At 71.5% G+C, this 15,748-nt stretch carries 12 protein-coding genes; 6 read left to right on the top strand and 6 right to left on the bottom strand.

The genetic code is table 11. From position 1 onward, the window contains the following. Nucleotides 1–122: 122 nt before the first annotated feature. The 5 genes from ACSMXV_RS16050 (at nucleotide 123) to ACSMXV_RS16030 (ending at nucleotide 5,350) form a co-directional block, all read left to right on the top strand. Nucleotides 123–659: a single-stranded DNA-binding protein gene (locus ACSMXV_RS16050; RefSeq protein ID WP_473178278.1), complete on the top strand. Its 537-nt coding sequence runs from the start codon at nucleotides 123–125 to the stop codon at nucleotides 657–659. A gap of 199 nt (nucleotides 660–858) precedes the next feature. Then, nucleotides 859–2,256: a Cys-Gln thioester bond-forming surface protein gene (locus ACSMXV_RS16045; protein ID WP_473178277.1), complete on the top strand. Its 1,398-nt coding sequence runs from the start codon at nucleotides 859–861 to the stop codon at nucleotides 2,254–2,256. A 250-nt stretch (nucleotides 2,257–2,506) separates the two neighbouring features. Then, nucleotides 2,507–4,171 carry an energy-dependent translational throttle protein EttA gene (gene ettA, locus ACSMXV_RS16040; RefSeq protein ID WP_473178276.1) on the top strand — a complete coding sequence of 555 codons (1,665 nt, stop codon included), beginning with the start codon at nucleotides 2,507–2,509 and terminating at the stop codon, nucleotides 4,169–4,171. 7 nt (nucleotides 4,172–4,178) lie between these two features. Further along, entirely contained in the window at nucleotides 4,179–4,625 is a 447-nt protein-coding gene (locus ACSMXV_RS16035) for an acyl-CoA thioesterase (protein WP_473178275.1), read from the top strand. After that, nucleotides 4,622–5,350 carry a DUF8010 domain-containing protein gene (locus tag ACSMXV_RS16030; protein WP_473178274.1) on the top strand — a complete coding sequence of 243 codons (729 nt, stop codon included), beginning with the start codon at nucleotides 4,622–4,624 and terminating at the stop codon, nucleotides 5,348–5,350. The genes ACSMXV_RS16035 and ACSMXV_RS16030 overlap by 4 nt, the downstream gene beginning before the upstream one ends. Nucleotides 5,351–5,568: 218 nt before the next feature. Here the strand turns inward: ACSMXV_RS16030 and ACSMXV_RS16025 are convergent, their stop codons facing one another. Then, nucleotides 5,569–5,973, bottom strand: a complete 405-nt coding sequence (locus ACSMXV_RS16025; RefSeq protein ID WP_473178273.1) for a globin — start codon at nucleotides 5,971–5,973, stop codon at nucleotides 5,569–5,571. 244 nt (nucleotides 5,974–6,217) lie between these two features. On the opposite strand from ACSMXV_RS16025, the gene ACSMXV_RS16020 reads away from it, so the two are divergent. After that, the gene (locus tag ACSMXV_RS16020) at nucleotides 6,218–7,219 is read left to right on the top strand and encodes a methyltransferase domain-containing protein (RefSeq protein WP_473178272.1); all 1,002 of its coding nucleotides are present in this window, start codon (nucleotides 6,218–6,220) and stop codon (nucleotides 7,217–7,219) included. Between the two features lie 130 nt (nucleotides 7,220–7,349). Here the strand turns inward: ACSMXV_RS16020 and ACSMXV_RS16015 are convergent, their stop codons facing one another. The 5 genes from ACSMXV_RS16015 to ACSMXV_RS15995 all read right to left on the bottom strand — a co-directional run bounded on the left by ACSMXV_RS16015 (nucleotide 7,350) and on the right by ACSMXV_RS15995 (nucleotide 15,740). Next, nucleotides 7,350–8,657: an FHA domain-containing protein gene (locus ACSMXV_RS16015; protein ID WP_473178271.1), complete on the bottom strand. Its 1,308-nt coding sequence runs from the start codon at nucleotides 8,655–8,657 to the stop codon at nucleotides 7,350–7,352. Between the two features lie 99 nt (nucleotides 8,658–8,756). Then, nucleotides 8,757–10,103, bottom strand: coding sequence for a vWA domain-containing protein (locus ACSMXV_RS16010; protein WP_473178270.1), 1,347 nt, complete (start codon nucleotides 10,101–10,103; stop codon nucleotides 8,757–8,759). A gap of 78 nt (nucleotides 10,104–10,181) precedes the next feature. Continuing rightward, entirely contained in the window at nucleotides 10,182–11,627 is a 1,446-nt protein-coding gene (locus ACSMXV_RS16005; protein WP_473178963.1) for a PP2C family protein-serine/threonine phosphatase, read from the bottom strand. A 100-nt stretch (nucleotides 11,628–11,727) separates the two neighbouring features. After that, nucleotides 11,728–14,340: a serine/threonine-protein kinase gene (locus ACSMXV_RS16000; RefSeq protein WP_473178962.1), complete on the bottom strand. Its 2,613-nt coding sequence runs from the start codon at nucleotides 14,338–14,340 to the stop codon at nucleotides 11,728–11,730. A gap of 47 nt (nucleotides 14,341–14,387) precedes the next feature. Then, nucleotides 14,388–15,740, bottom strand: coding sequence for a hypothetical protein (locus ACSMXV_RS15995; RefSeq protein WP_473178269.1), 1,353 nt, complete (start codon nucleotides 15,738–15,740; stop codon nucleotides 14,388–14,390). Nucleotides 15,741–15,748: the final 8 nt, after the last annotated feature.

Here is a 15,748-nt window from a genome sequence, read left to right as displayed (position 1 = left end):
GGATCCGGCGGACGGAGCCGCACAGCGAGAGTGCAGCCGTACGGGACGGGCCCGTGCGCGTATCCGCATATCCGCGTCGGCCGGCGGGTGGGCCGGGGGAGTCGGACAGGGAGGGGTTCGGAATGAACGAGACGATGGTGACCGTGGTGGGGAACGTGGCGACGACGCCGGTGTTCCGGGAGTTGCCGACCGGGTCGGTGGCGCGTTTCCGGCTGGCGGTGACCGCACGCCACCGCGACCGCGTGAAGGAGACATGGGTCGACGGGCACACCAACTTTTTCACGGTGTGCGCCTGGCGCTTGCTGGGGGCCAATGTGATGGCGTCCGTGAACGTCGGCGACCCCGTCATCGTGCAGGGCAGGTTGAAGGTGCGGAACGAGGAGCGCGGCGGACAGCAGTGGATGTCGGCTGACATCGACGCGCTGGCGATCGGCCATGACATGTCGCGCGGGACCTCGGACTTCCGCCGCGGAGGGAAGCGCGAGTCGGCACAGGCAGCACAGGCGACACAGAGCGAGGCGGCACAGGGGGAGCGGGGCCCCGCAGAGAGTGTGGGCGAGCCGCCTTTCGGCGCGGGTGCCGATGCCGTGGCCTCGCCCGAGCCGGTCTTCGAGACAGAGGACGTCCAAGTCGCGCCGGAGCCAGCATCAGTGACGTAGCGTCACCTGTTTGTCGACGACGGTGGCAGTCGCCGTGTCGGCGATAACGATTCCGAGTCGGATCGGTTTATCCGACGGCATGACTGGGGATCACGTTGCGCCGCGTTCATAGGATGCCCGGCGTGGCCCGCGGGGCCATTGATTCTGCTGGTGGGACCGCACCCCCCATGTCAACGGGTCCCGCCTGAAGGGGAATTCTGTGTTTTCTGCGTTCTCTGTCCACAGGCGAGGTCTCGTCCGGCTCGTCGCCGCGGCCCTTGCGCCGGGGCTCGTGGCCGCCGGTGCCATAGCCGCGGCGACCCCGGCCGTCGCGGACGACGTCCCGCAGCACAAGGGTGGTGCGACCGCCACCCTCAGTGGGCTGAAGATCTACGGCCAGGCCGTCATCCGCGACAGCGGCGAGGAGCAGCAGGTCCCGGCGGGCCTCTTCGAGATGTCTGTCGACAACGGCGGCACTCTGCAGACGTACTGCATAGACATCCAGAACCCCACACAGAAGGACGCCGACTACCAGGAGACGTCCTGGAGCGGCACATCGCTGGGCGAGAACTCCGATGCGGGCAGGATCCGTTGGATCCTTCAGAACTCCTACCCGCAGGTCAACAACCTCGCCGAGCTGGCCAGGAAGGCGGGAGCGAGCAGCCTCAGCGAGAAGGACGCCGCGGCGGGTACGCAGGTGGCGATCTGGCGGTACTCGGACGACGCGGACGTGGAAGCGGTCGACCCGGACGCCGAGAAGCTGGCGGACTATCTGCACAAGAGCGCGCGGAACCTGGCGGAGCCGAAGGGCTCGCTGACCCTCGATCCGCCAGCCGTCTCCGGGCACCCAGGTGAGCGGCTCGGACCGGTCACTGTGCGGACCAACGCCGGCCGGGTCACCGTGACCCCGCCGGTGGACTCCGCGACGAGCGGTGTGACGGTCGTCGACAAGAACGGCAAGGCCGTCACCTCGGCGTCCGACGGCACCGAGCTGTACTTCGAGGTCCCCAAGGGCGCTGCCAACGGCTCGGCCGCACTGCAGGTGCAGGCGTCGACCACCGTGCCGGTCGGCCGCGCCTTCGCCTCCGAGACCCGGAGCCAGACCCAGATCCTCGCCGGCTCCAGCGAGTCCACGGTCTCCGCCACGGCGGCGGCCAACTGGGCGAAGAGGGGCGCGATACCGGCGCTCTCGGCCGAGAAGAACTGCGCCAAGGGCGGCGTGGACATCACGGTGAGCAACGAGGGCGACGAGGCCTTCACCTTCGAGCTGATGGGCCTCGAGCACACCACTGAGGCCGGCCGGTCGCAGACGGTGACGATACCGCTGCAGGAGGACCAGGCGTACGACTTCACGATCAAGGGGCCGAACGGCCTCGAGAAACGGATCAAGGGCGTGCTGGACTGCCGCACCGAGAGTGCTGCGGGCGATGACACGGTGCAGGTGGCGTCCGCGCCCAGCCCGGCGTCGGTCGGCGGCACCTCCGGCGGCAGCGACCTCGCGGAGACCGGCAGCTCCAACGCCACGCCGTTCGTCGCGGGGATAGCGGTGGCCCTGGTCGTGGTCGGCGGCGCGGCGGTGTTCCTGGTGCGGAAGAAGGAGACCCCGACCGATGAATGACGTCCGGCCGAGGAGTGAACCGAGGTCGACCGGGGCGAATCGCGGCCCGAACGTGAAGTGAGGGCGGCGCGACCCTGGGTGACTTCCCGGGGCCGGCGGCCTCTGCGGCCTGGGCATGTCCCCGTTGCGCCAGGGCCGCCGGGACCATCAGGCACCCGCCCCCGGCGTATCCGGTTTCCGTCGAGCGACGGCAGTACGGCAAGATGGGTGTATCTGCCCACTCCCAGAACCAGATGCCGGACGGTTTCTCTTGGCTGAGTACATCTACACCATGCGCAAGGCGCGCAAGGCGCACGGCGACAAGGTGATCCTTGACGACGTCAACCTGAACTTCCTGCCCGGCGCGAAGATCGGTGTGGTCGGTCCGAACGGCGCCGGTAAGTCGACCGTGCTCAAGATCATGGCCGGTCTGGAGCAGCCGTCGAACGGTGACGCGTTCCTCGCGCCCGGCTACAGCGTCGGCATCCTGCTGCAGGAGCCGCCGCTGAACGAGGACAAGACCGTCCTGGAGAACGTGCAGGAGGGCGTCGCCGAGGTCAAGGGCAAGCTCGACCGGTTCAACGAGATCGCCGAGCAGATGGCGACCGAGTACACCGACGCGCTGATGGACGAGATGGGCAAGCTCCAGGAGGAGCTCGACCACGCCAACGCGTGGGACCTCGACGCCCAGCTGGAGCAGGCCATGGACGCGCTGGGCTGCCCGCCCGGCGACTGGCAGGTCACCAACCTCTCCGGTGGTGAGAAGCGCCGCGTCGCCCTGTGCAAGCTGCTGCTCGAGCAGCCCGACCTGCTGCTTCTCGACGAGCCCACCAACCACCTCGACGCCGAGTCGGTGAACTGGCTGGAGCAGCACCTCGCCAAGTACCCGGGCACCGTCGTGGCGATCACCCACGACCGGTACTTCCTGGACAACGTCGCCGAGTGGATCCTTGAGCTGGACCGCGGCCGCGCCTACCCGTACGAGGGCAACTACTCCACGTACCTGGAGACCAAGCAGACGCGTCTGAAGGTCGAGGGGCAGAAGGACGCCAAGCGTGCGAAGCGTCTGAAGGAAGAGCTCGAGTGGGTCCGCTCCAACGCCAAGGGGCGGCAGGCCAAGTCCAAGGCGCGTCTGGCCCGCTACGAGGAGATGGCCGCCGAGGCCGAGAAGATGCGGAAGCTGGACTTCGAGGAGATCCAGATCCCGCCGGGCCCGCGTCTGGGCAGCATCGTCGTCGAGGTCGAGAACCTGAACAAGGCCTTCGGTGACAAGGTCCTCGTCGACGACCTGAGCTTCTCGCTGCCGCGCAACGGCATCGTCGGTGTCATCGGCCCGAACGGCGCCGGCAAGACCACGCTGTTCAAGATGATCCAGGGCCTCGAGCAGCCGGACTCCGGTTCGATCAAGGTCGGCGACACGGTCAAGATCTCCTACGTCGACCAGACCCGCGCCAACATCGACCCGAAGAAGACGCTGTGGGCCGTCGTCTCGGACGAGTTGGACTACATCAACGTCGGCCAGGTCGAGATGCCGTCCCGGGCGTACGTGTCGGCGTTCGGCTTCAAGGGCCCGGACCAGCAGAAGCCGGCCGGGGTCCTCTCCGGTGGTGAGCGCAACCGCCTCAACCTGGCGTTGACCCTCAAGCAGGGCGGCAACCTGCTGCTCCTCGACGAGCCGACCAACGACCTCGACGTGGAGACCCTGTCCTCGCTGGAGAACGCCCTGCTCGAGTTCCCGGGCTGCGCGGTCGTCGTCTCCCACGACCGGTGGTTCCTGGACCGCGTGGCGACGCACATCCTCGCCTACGAGGGCAACTCCAAGTGGTTCTGGTTCGAGGGCAACTTCGAGTCGTACGAGAAGAACAAGATCGAGCGGCTCGGCCCGGACGCCGCCCGTCCGCACCGCGCCACCTACAAGAAGCTGACGCGAGGCTGAGGCGCCCGTGGCCCGTCACATCTACAGCTGTCCCCTGCGCTGGTCGGACATGGACGCCTTCGGGCACGTCAACAACGTGGTCTTCCTCCGCTATCTGGAGGAGGCGCGGATCGACTTCATGTTCCGGCTGGCGCCGGGGGACGGCAGTCCTTCCTTCTCGGGCGGCTCCGTCGTGGCGCGCCACGAGATCGACTACGTGCGGCCGCTGGTGCACCGGCACGAGCCGGTGACCGTCGAGTCATGGGTGACGAAGATCAACGCCGCGTCGCTCACCATCGCGTACGAGATCAAGGACCCGGACCAGGTATACGTGCGGGCGTCGACGGTCGTCGTGCCCTACAACCTCGAGGCGCAGCGCCCGCGGCGGATCACCGCCGAGGAGAAGACATACCTGCAGCAGTACCTGGAGGGCGAGAAGTCGGAGGGCGACAAGTCGGAGGCGCTCGCCGCATGACGGCGCCACCGACGCTGCACTTCGCCGATGCCGGGGAGGCGGCGGACCTGGCCGCCTTCCTGGCCCGGCTGATCCACTACGACCGCGCGGCCGCCGTGCGCCTCCAGGCGTCAGGGAACACGCTCGCGGTCTTCGGGCAGCCGCCGTCGTTCGAGGTCCTCGCGATCCGTACGGCGCGGCTCGCGAAGCCGTACGAGGGCGGGCCCGACGGCCCGCTCGACGCCACCGTCTCGGCGGGTGAACTCCTCGAATCCATCGACGAGAAGGCCGGCACGGCCGCCGTGCCCGCGACGGTCACCGGCCCGCCCTGGGCGGGCCTGCTCCCGCCCCGCGGCGGCTGGCGGCAGGAGCCGGGACTGCCCGCGCCGGACGCCATCCGCTCCACGGTGGCCGGGGCGGTTGCCGAATTCAGGTCCCGCGTGGAGGAATTGACCCCCGGGCAGCGGACCCGCGCCCAGATCGACCGTATCGGCCGCGAGATATGGTCACGGCCGCTTGGCGACACGCACCTGCCGGTGCGGGCCGCCCACGCCGCACAGGCACTGGGATTTCTGCGCCCCGTCCGCGCCACCGCGACCGCCACGGCCATGTCAGCGGCAGCGCCCGACGTGGCGCAGCAGATGGCGCTGCTCTCGTCGGGCGCATGGCTGAGGCTGCGGACGCCTTACGGGTCGATCGCGGTACGCAGGGCAGGACTCGGAGCACTGAACGTCAGCGTGCGCTGAGCCTCTGCGGCAGGGCCCGTACCGTGCGCCTCCCCGTCCGAGGAGCCGCGCGGCTCCCCGTCCCGAGGAGCCTTGGCGTCCGGGCTGCTCAGCCGCTCAGCGTGGCGATGTGCCTCGCGCTCACGCTGCACAGCCGGACCCGAGTCGCGATGTGCCTGACGGCGTCGCTCACCCCGCCACGCGCCCCAGGTCAGTTGTACGAGACGGCGGTGATGCCGTCAGCCCGCCGTGTTCACCATCGAGGCCGCCGCATACGTGAGGTAGTTCCACAGCGTGCGCTCGTGTTCCTCGGAGAGGCCGAGTTCGTCGACGGCGTCGCGCATGTGCTTCAGCCAGGCGTCGTGCGCGGCCCGGTCCACGGTGAAGGGGGCGTGGCGCATGCGCAGCCGCGGGTGGCCGCGGCGCTCGCCGTACGTCGTCGGCCCGCCCCAGTACTGCATCAGGAAGAGCGCGAGGCGCTCCTCCGCCGGGCCCAGGTCCTCCTCCGGGTACATGGGGCGCAGGATCGGGTCCTCGGCGACGCCCTGGTAGAAGCGGTGCACCAGACGCCGGAAGGTCTCCTCGCCGCCGACCTGCTCGTAGAAGGACTGCTCCTGAAGCGTGCCGCGCGGAATCTCGGTCACGTCGGTTGGCCTCGCAATGGGTCTCTCGTCGGCCCCGGCCCGGTCGGCAGGGGGTTCGGGGCTCTCCCCCGGAATTGCAGCACGTATCCCATGGTCTCAGACACCCCGACGGAGGACCGAGGGCTTAGGACCCGGCACCCCCGCCCTGACCCGGCACCCCCGCCCTTGAGGACGCGCCCTCGAGGACGCGTCCATCGGTGGGTACGGCCTGGCCTCCCCGCCCATGCCGCAGGACAGTGGGTGTATGGCCCCGAGCCTGCCGATGAACGAGGACCCCGCGTCCGTGGAAGCCGCCGCGGCCGCGGCACGGGCCCGGCTCGTGCGCGAGATCGAGGCGAGCGGGGCGTGGGACGAGGACCCGGTCTGGCGGAGGGCGTTCGCGAAGGTCCCGCGCCATCTGTTCGTGCCGTACTACTTCGTGGGGGCGCCCGAAACCGCACGTGGCTATGAACGGCTGTGGGGCGAGGACCCTGATCCGAAACGGCGCGCCCGCTGGCTGCGCGGTGCCTACGAGGACGGGCCGCTGGCCACACGGGTGCAGGACGGCCGGCTGGTGTCGTCCAGCAGCCAGCCGTCGCTGATGGCGAAGATGCTGGCCGAGCTGGGGGTGCGGGACGGCGACTCGGTCCTGGAGATCGGTGCGGGCACCGGCGACAACGCGGCTCTGCTCGCCCACCGGCTCGGCGACGATCACGTCACGACGATCGATCTCGAACCGGAGATCACGGAGTCCGCGCGCAGACATCTCGCCGCCGCGGGCTACCACCCGGTGGTCGTCACCGGCGACGGGGCGCGCGGCTGCCCCGAGCGCGCCCCCTTCGACCGGATCATCGCCACGTGCACCGTGACCTCGGTGCCGCGGCCGTGGATCGCCCAGTGCCGCCCCGGCGCCCGTATCCTCGCGCCGCTAGCGACGGGGCTGGTCGCGCTCGACGTACAGGAGGCCGGGCATGCCGAGGGACGCTTCCTGCACACGCCCGCGTACTTCGTGCCGTTGCGCGGCTCCGGCCGGCAGGAGACCGGGCCGCCGCAGCCGGGCGGGCTGCCGCGCAGGGCTCTGCACAACGAGATGTTCCAGTTTCTGCTGGCGCTGTCCGCGGGCAGCCTTGATCCGATGGAGGCGCTCGCCCTGTGGCAGCGCGAGCGCCCGGGGCGTGAACGGTTCGGGATCACCGTCAGCTGCGACCAGGAGTGGGCCTGGCTGGACGACCCCGAAGGCCCGTACGCCTGGCCCATCCCGGTCTGAACCGGCGTCTTAACCGGTCTCTCCCGCTACGGACCGGTCTCTCCCGCTACGGAGCGGTCTGCGTCGCGACGGCTACGGAGCCGTCTGCGTCGCGACCGTGGCCCTCGGTGTCCCCGGCTGCTCTCCCCGGTTAACCCCGCCTGATCGTGATCGTCGTCCACGCGCCCACGTGCACCTGGTCGCCGTCCTGCAGCGGTACGGGGACGAAGGGCTGGATGGGCTCCTCGGCGCCGTTGACCGTGGTGCCGTTGGTGGAGTTCTGGTCGACGATCGCCCAGGAGCCGTCCGGCTGCTGCACGAGCACCGCGTGCTGGTGCGAGACGCCGGGGTCCTCCGGCGGCACCGACAGGTCGATGTCCGGGGTCTCGCCGGTGGAGTGGCGGCGCCGGCCGATCGTGATCTGGTTGCCGACGAGCTGACGCTGCTGCTCCGGCGAGTACGCGGGCAGGTTCAGCCCGGTGGCCTCGGGTCCCGAGCGCTGCATCATCGCCATGAAGTACGCGCGGTCGGGGCCGATGGTCGCGGTCCAGGTCGCCGGAGGCGCGTAGCTCGCCGGCGGCTGGGTCTGCCCCGGCGGCTGCTGGAACGAGGGCGCGCCTGGACCGCCCGCGCCGCCGCCCGTGGTCGACGGCGGGGGGAGCATCCAGTCGTCGTCACCGCCGCCACCGAAGGAGGGGCCGCCAGGGCCGCCAGGCCCACCAGGTCCGCCGGGCCCAGTCGGCGCCGGCCCTTGCGGCTGCCCCGTCTCCTGCGGGAACGCGGGCGGGGGCGGCGGACCGGGCTGCAGGAAGGCCTGAGGAACACCGGCCCCTCCCGGGCCCCCGGGCATACCGGGACCACCCGAGGTACCAGGACCGCCCGGCCCCCCGGGACCGCCCGGACCCCCAGGACCGCCCGGACCCCCAGGACCGCCCGGACCCCCAGGGCCGCTCGGGCCGCCAGGGCCGGGCGGCGCGACCTGCGCCGACGGATCGCCGCCGAAGGGCGGAATCGGTTCCGCAGGCCGGTTCATCTGCGAGGGACGGGAGCTCTGGTACTCGTACGGATCAGGACCGGGACCCGGCTGCTGCTGGAACTGCAGCGCCGGGCTGGGCCCGCCGGGACCCGGACCCGGACCCGGACCCGGGCCGGGGGCCGGCGGGCGCGGGGCGGCAGGGGTGTACGAGGTCGCCGTGTTCGTCAGGAAGTTCCAGCGGCACTCCTCGCAGAACGGCGCCCCGCCCTCGCGCGGGGTGCGGCACTGCGGGCAGAGCTCCGCGTCGGGTGCGGCGGCCCCAGGCGGTCGGCCCTGCTGAGCGCCGGGAGCCGGCGGCGGGAAGCCGTACCCGGGGGCCGGGGGCGGCGGAGGGGGCGGGGGCACGGCACCGGCCATGCGGTGACCGCAGACCTCGCACCAGTCGTCGGAACCCGACTGGTGTCCGTTCGGGCAGGTCGGCATGTCGGCGCTTCCCCCTCTCCTTCTCCGGCCCCAAGGCCGCTCTCGCTCCGGCCGCGTCGGCCGGTCTGCCGGTATGTGCGTCTTCAGCTACGGCAGTTCCTACGACTTCTTCACGCGAACCGTCTTCGTCGACCGAGTCTCGAGAGTCATCTCGTCGGCCTCCTCGACCTTCGCTTTCAGTCGCACAGTACCTGTCGCGGCATCGACCACGTCCACCACCTTCGCAAGGAGTTTCGCAGTATCCGCGTTTCCGGAGGCGCTGGCGAGCTGAACAGCGCGTCCCAGTTTGGCCGTTGCCCCGTCGACATCTCCCGCTTTGCGGGCATCCAGGCCCTGTTGGATGACTTGAGCCAGTTCCGCCTGGCCGGTGTAGTGGGCGACCTGCGCATTGATCGACGTCGACGCCGCCATGTCGTCGGTCCACACCGCCCGCACGAGACCCTGGGACAGCGCCTGCGCAGAGCCTCCCTCCCGAGGGATCACCAGCGATACGCGGGCGGCGAGCATCTCCTGGCCGATGCCGGCCGCGGGCACCTCGACGCAGACGTGGTAGTCGCGGGACTCGTCGCCCCAGGAACCGGTCGGATAGTCCCCGGCGCGCGGGCCCGCCTCCGTGCGGCGGTCGGTCAACTCCTCGACCGTGGGCGCGACCTGCTTCACGAACTTGATCTCCGCACCCATGGGCGTCCACAGGCGCAGCGAGACGTCGGCGATCTCCTTGCCCATCGCCGTCTCCATCATCTGCGTGAAGTCCTCGGCGAGGCCCGCAGGGTCGGCGACGATGTCGGCGGTGCCGAGCAGCGCGGAGGCGATCCCGGTGACCTCCCTCACCTCCCAGTCCGTGCCGACACCGCGGGCGTCACAGGTGAAGCGGCCCGCGCAGGTGTCGAGGGCGGCCTTCAGATCCTCCGGGGACTCGTGTTCGTTGCGGCCGTCGGTCAGCAGGATTCCGTGGCGAATGGCCACATCCGCGGAGGACAGCAGGCGGTCGGCCAGACGCAGCCAGGTGCCGATCGCGGTGCCGCCGCCCGCCGACAGCCTGCGCAGCGCCTGTTTGGCCTGGTCACGGGTCGCCGCATCGGCCACGGCCAGCCGGCCGCCGCCCGGATAGACCTCCTTGGCCACATGCGTGCCGCCGATCACCGCGAAGTGCACGCCGTCGCGCAGGGTGTCGATGGCGGCCGCGGTGGCGTCGCGGGCGTTGCGCATCTTCGTCGGCGGATAGTCCATCGAACCCGAACAGTCGACCATGATCGCCACCGCGGCGTCCGGGGCCTGACCCGCCGAGTAGCGGTGCGGGGCGGCCGTCGCGGAGCCGATCGTGCCGCCCCCGGTCGAGCTCACCGTGACGATCGCGTTCACCTCACGGCCGCCTTCGGGCAGGTACTCGTTCTGGTAGACCTCGACCGAGAACTGCGGCACGTTGGACTTCGAGAAGTTGGCCATGGACTCTGCTCCCCCCTGAGACTTCCCACGGCACGTGGGCGAGAAATGCGTACGTGAAGTGAATCGCCGGGCTCTGTCTCAGGCCGATCCTGCCCCTTGCGGCGGGGCCGGGAACGGCAGGACCGCCACCGTTACGTTGTCGTGGCCCCCACCGTCGAGCGCATGGCCGACCAGCACCTGGGCGCTGTGCAGCGGACGTTCGCCGGCGTCGGCGGGGATCGCCTCGGCCATCTCCTCCGCCGCTTCCGCGTAGTTCCACAGCCCGTCCGTGCACACCACCACTACACCCGGCCGGTCCGGCTTGAAGGAAGCCGTGTGGGGCTCGAGTTCGTACGCATCGGCGCCGAGCCAGCCCGTGATGGCGTGGGCGCGCTCGTCCGCATAGGCCTCCGCCTCGCTCATCAGACCCGCGGCGACCATCTGCGCGGCCCAGGAGTCGTCCTCGGTGAGCCGGGCCGCCGGGGCCGTGCGGTCGGCCGGCACCCAGTACGCGCGGCTGTCGCCGACCCAGCCGACGACCAGCAGGCCGCCCGCGACGATGGCTCCGACCAGAGTGCACGCGGGGGCGTTCTGGTGGTGCGGGGCGTGCTCCTGCGGTGAAGTCCGCACCTCGGCGAGTGAGTTGACGGCGTCGGAGGCCGCGATGATCGCCTCGTGCATGGCCTGCTGCGGGTGCGCACCGCGCGGCAGGCTCTCCAGGAGCGACTCGTTCGCGGCCCGGGACGCGGCAAGTGACGCCTCGTCGGGGCGGGTCGCCGACGATACGCCGTCGCATACGACGGCGACCACGGCGAGCGAGCCGTCGGGCAGGGCGGTCGAGGAGACGGCGAACGCGTCCTCGTTGCGGTGGTGGCGCAGGCCGCGGTCGCTGACCGCGGCGACCGCGCCCAACTCCTGCTCCATGTGGTCGCGCTCGCGCGGCTGGGCGTGCCCGCAGTGCTCGCAGTAGCCGTCCTGGTCGACGCGGCCCGTGCGGCAGGCGACGCACCGCTTCGTGTCGGTCTCGGGCGCCGACAGCTCGCCCGGTGGGACAGTCCGTGGATCGGTGGGGGCGTTACCGGGGTCGTCGTCCCCTGCGGGGTCCGGGGCGGCAAGGGTGTAGTCGCCGTCGGCGGAGGCGGCACCGGCAGGTCCCGGCCGTGCGGATGATCCAGGCGGTCCGGATTGCCCAGATGGTTCCGGCGATGCGGGTACTCCGTCGACGGGGGCACCCCCCATGCCCTGAAGGCCCTGGGGGAGGACGTCACGGGAGGGTGCCCGGCCTCCCGACTCGATGCCGCGGAGGTCGGTCGGAAGATGTACCGGCACGGGGGTGTCGGAACTGTCCACCTCGGGGGCGGTCGGCCAGTCCACGGAAGGGGCCGGGGACTGGGCCGGTTCCGCGCCGTTCATGGCGATCGTGGGGTGGTCCTCCGGCGCGGTCAGCGCCGACAGGTCGTACCCGCACGCACCGCAGAACCGGTCACCCGACTCCAGCGGCTCCTCGCAGCTGGGACACGTCGCCCCGGCAGCCAGCTGGTGCATCTGCGGCGTCACTCACTTCACCTCACCATTGCGTACGGGGCGCGTCCTGCTCGTGCTGCGGTCCGGGTGACGGGGGTGCGTCCCCCGGTACGGTGGCGCATCACACCCACGTCCGAGGGCGGAACCGGTTGGCCCGCTCCACGAGTTGAATCCTCTCCTCGCCGCCCTGGGCGAGGCGGGCAAGGGTCCGGTACGAACGCTCGAGACCGAGACGCAGTCCGCGTTCGTCCAGTTCACTGCCGAGCAGCGCCGTCCGGTCGCCGTTCAGCTGCCCGGAACCCTGGCTACCGGAGAGTACCCAGTCCAGGGCCGTGCCCAGAACCTCGGCCGACAGCTGCTCGCGGCGTACGGCATCCAGTCCGAAGGCGCCCAGTGCCTCGACCTGGCCCGCGGCCGCCGTCAGATCGTCGAGGAGGGGGTCGGCCTCCCCCAGTGCCTTCGGGGCCTGGGAGGTACCCCCAGCGTGCCGCAGCCGCGCCCGCACCGCCGCGACCCGCGCGGCGGTGTAGTGGATGGACGACTCCGGCACGGACTCCAGGGTATGCACGGCGCCGCGCCGGTCGCCCGCCGCGAGCTGCACACGCGCCAGCCCGAACGCGGCGCTCACATAGCTGGGATCGGTCGTCCATACGAGGCGGTAGTACTCGGCGGCGTTGTCGAGCTGCCCCAGGATCTCCGCGCAGAGGCCGAGCGCGAGCTTGGGTGCGGGCTCGCCGGGGAACGCGTCGTAGACCGCGTCGAACGACAGCGCCGCGACCTCGTGGTCCCCGGTGGCCAGCGCGGTGATGCCGCGGTACCAGACGACGCGCCAGTCGTCGGGGTGGTCGCTCTCCAGGTCCTCGAGGACGCGGGAGGCGGGCTCCTGCTCGCCCATCTCCAGCAGGGCCCGCAGTTCGCGCAGCCGCAGCTCCGGGGAGCCGGCCGGTGCCGCGCGCAGCGCGGTGATCAGCTCCGCGGGCGCGGAGGCCATCAGACCGGCGAGGAACCCGGCGTTGGGGTCGTTCGGGTCGACGCGGGGGACAGGCAGGGCGAGAGCCGTTGCGGAGCTCTGGACTGGTTTGACGATGGCCACGGGTGCGGTGGCGGCGCCATATGTCGCTGTGCCTCCGCTGCCCGCGCCGCCGGCCAGGATCCCGGCGGCTCCACCTCCAGGCATCGCGATGACCCCGCTGCCCGAGGGGACGGCCGCGCCTGAGGACAGACCCGCGCCACCCACGGCGCCTGCCTTCCGCCCCCACCGAGGCGCGGGCACCACCCGTGCCCCCAGCCGTGAGACATCCCCGGCCGGCTCGGCGAACAACTCCGTGTCGGTCACCCGCAGTTCGGGTCCGAACAGGGTGGACAGTGCCGGACGCGGGCGGCCCGTCTGGAGGGCGACGACCTCGCGCAGTACGCCGGTGAGCTGCTCCGACATCTCCTGCGCGGAGGCGAAGCGGCGGGCCGGGTCCGGGTCGGTGGCGCGCACGAGGAGCCGGTAGAACGACTCGTACTTGCGGAAGACCTCGATGTTGCCGGGGTCCGGCAGCGAGTCCACGAAGACGTTCGTGTAGCCCTGGAAGTCGAAGGTCAGGACGGCGAGGGTCCGGGCGACCGTGTACAGGTCCGAGGCGACCGACGGGCCGACCTCCGCCACCTCCGGCGCCTGGTAGCCCACGGTGCCGTAGATCGCCGACTCTTCGTCGTCCATCCTGCGGACCGCGCCCATGTCGATGAGCTTGAGCTGGTCCTCGGTCTGGATGGCGTTGTCGACCTTGAAGTCGCAGTACAGCAGGTTCCGGCTGTGCAGATGGCCGAGGGCCTCCAGGGCCTCGATGCCGTACGCGCAGGCCTGCTCGACCGGCAGCGGATCGCGCCGTCCGTCAGGCGTCCGGCGGCCGTTGGCGATCTCCTTGAGGGACTTGCCGCCCACGTACTCCATGACGATGTAGCCGTCCATGGAGCCGGTGCGCTGGTCGAGGTGCTCGACGAAGTTGTAGATGCGGACGATGTTGGCGTGCTCGATCTCGGCGAGGAAGCGGCGCTCGGAGATCGCGGCCTCCATCGCGTCCTGGTCGCCGGTGTCAAGGAGGCCCTTGAGGACCACCCAGCGGTCGGACACCGCGCGGTCCACGGCGAGATAGATCCAGCCGAGACCGCCGTGCGCCAGGCAGCCCGCGACCTCGTACTGGCCGTGCACGATGTCGCCCGCGCGCAGCTTCGGCACGAACGAGTACGGATGGCCGCACTTGGTGCAGAAGCCCTCCGTCCGTCCGGGCCTGTCCCCGCGCGGGCGCCCCACCGGCGCACCGCAGTCCGAGCGCGAGCAGAACCGCTTGCGCTCCGGCACCTCGGGGTTGTCGAGCACCATCGCGCGCGGATCCGGGCGGGGCACGTCCGGCACCTGGACCAGGCCCGCGCCGAGGCGGCCCCGCCCCGAGGATCCCGCCGCGGAACCCGAGCTGCGCACCGACACCGACCGCGACGTCGAGCGGCCGGACAGGGACCGGGACAGCCGCCCCGACACCGACCTGCGCGACGACGACGAGCGGGAGGACGTACGGGAGCTGCCCGAACCGCCGCGCACGCTGCTGCTGCCGGAGCCCTGGGAGCCGCGTGATCCCCGCGATCCCCTGCCGCCGCCCGTGATGCCCGTCGGCGACGACCCCACCATGCCCTTCTGCGAGACGACCGGCGCCAGACCGCACGTGTCGCAGTACAGTTCGCCGCCGCCCATGTCCTCGTACGAACCCGGGCAACCAGGTCGCTGGCACTGCTGCTCACTCACACCGCATCACCTCTGTCGCTCCCCGAGGGCCCCCTCCGGTCCACGGGCCCGGCCTGGCCGGGAACCCGCGGAGCCACCACCTCGACGGCCGCCTGCTGGTAGCGCAGCACCGCCGCTTCCGCCGCACGCAGATCGCAGGGCGCGCTCCACAGCATCCGGCGCGCCGTGTCGTACCGCTCGACCAGCAGCGGGTCCTCCGCCATGCCCAGCCGGGCGATCTTCGCCTTGTACGCGTCGAGGCGGCCGCGCAGCTCCGCGCGGACCGCGAGCGGCGCCGTGACGGCCGTCAACGACTCACGGGCGCGCAGCAGTTCGTCCTCCGCCTTCTGCTCAAGCGACTCAAGGAGCGGCGAGAGCCGGTTCCACTGGCCGTGCCTGCGGTACTCGGCGGCCCTCGTCAGCTGCTCCTGCAACGCTGTCGGCGGCCCGGACACGGCGGGCACCTCGGACGCGGCGATCTTGGCGAGCACCTCGCCGCGCGCGGACCGTGCCTCGGCGAGTGTGCGGTCCGCGCGCGAGAGCACGTCGCGCAGCTTCACCAGCCGGGCCTCCGCGTCCTGGCGGACGGTGAGCACCGCGTCGATCTCGCGGCGCACCTCCTCCAGGGCCTGCGCCTCACGGTCGTACCGCGCGGTGTCCGGCCGGCCGCCGCCGGGCGCAGAACTGCCGCCCGGTGACGCCTGCCAGAAGGCCAGCGGGTCCGAGATCACCTGTTCGCGCAGCTGGAGCAGCGCACTTGTGATCCGCTCCAGGTCGTCGCCCGCCGGATGCTCGCCCCGTCGTACGCCCACGGAGTGTGCGAGCTGGCGCGTGCGCTGCAGCTCCGCCGAGAGCAGGTCGATACGGGCGGGCAGCGCGGACCACACGGCGTCCGCCGCGACGACCATGTCGAGCGACTGCGCGTAGAGCTCGTTCATCCGCTCCACCAGTTCCTGGAGCGTGTAGCTCTCACTGAGCCTGGCCGGGCCGGTGATCGACGGAGAGGGGCCGCCCCCGGCCGCGGCGCCGCCGGACACGGTGACGCTCTCACCGCGCAGCAGCTCCGTCAGCTCGATCAGGTCCTCGCGGCTGGGCCAGCGCCGGCGCGCCCGAAGGTCGCGCGCGGCCCGCAGGGCCGCCGTGTAAGCGTCGAAGTACGACCACAGGACGGTGATGGCGCGCTCCGTGTCCGTCCAGCGGGACTGGGTGATGCCGGTCAGCCGGGCGCCCTCGAGGAGCCTGCGGCCCGCGTGGTCCTGCAGGGCGAGGAGCGAGGTCTCGATGGCCTCGTGCTCCGCACCGAGCCGCGCCAGCGCACGGTCCACCTCGTCCCGGTCCATCACCGGCCCGGGGGGCCCCGCGACGCCCATCAATCACC

It is taken from the genome of Streptomyces sp. DSM 42067 (assembly GCF_055792885.1).
This window is presented reverse-complemented; position numbering and strand designations above follow the sequence as displayed.

Excerpts from the sequence above, each read along its gene's own strand:
- ACSMXV_RS16015 (WP_473178271.1), bottom strand. The coding sequence starts at position 8,657 with ATGCCGACCTGCCCGAACGGACACCAGTCGGGTTCCGACGACTGGTGC.
- ACSMXV_RS16005 (WP_473178963.1), bottom strand. The coding sequence starts at position 11,627 with ATGCACCAGCTGGCTGCCGGGGCGACGTGTCCCAGCTGCGAGGAGCCG.
- ACSMXV_RS16000 (WP_473178962.1), bottom strand. The coding sequence starts at position 14,340 with ATGGGCGGCGGCGAACTGTACTGCGACACGTGCGGTCTGGCGCCGGTC.
- ACSMXV_RS16010 (WP_473178270.1), bottom strand. The coding sequence starts at position 10,103 with ATGGCCAACTTCTCGAAGTCCAACGTGCCGCAGTTCTCGGTCGAGGTC.
- ACSMXV_RS16020 (WP_473178272.1), top strand. The coding sequence starts at position 6,218 with ATGGCCCCGAGCCTGCCGATGAACGAGGACCCCGCGTCCGTGGAAGCC.
- ACSMXV_RS16030 (WP_473178274.1), top strand. The coding sequence starts at position 4,622 with ATGACGGCGCCACCGACGCTGCACTTCGCCGATGCCGGGGAGGCGGCG.
- ACSMXV_RS16050 (WP_473178278.1), top strand. The coding sequence starts at position 123 with ATGAACGAGACGATGGTGACCGTGGTGGGGAACGTGGCGACGACGCCG.
- ACSMXV_RS15995 (WP_473178269.1), bottom strand. The coding sequence starts at position 15,740 with ATGGGCGTCGCGGGGCCCCCCGGGCCGGTGATGGACCGGGACGAGGTG.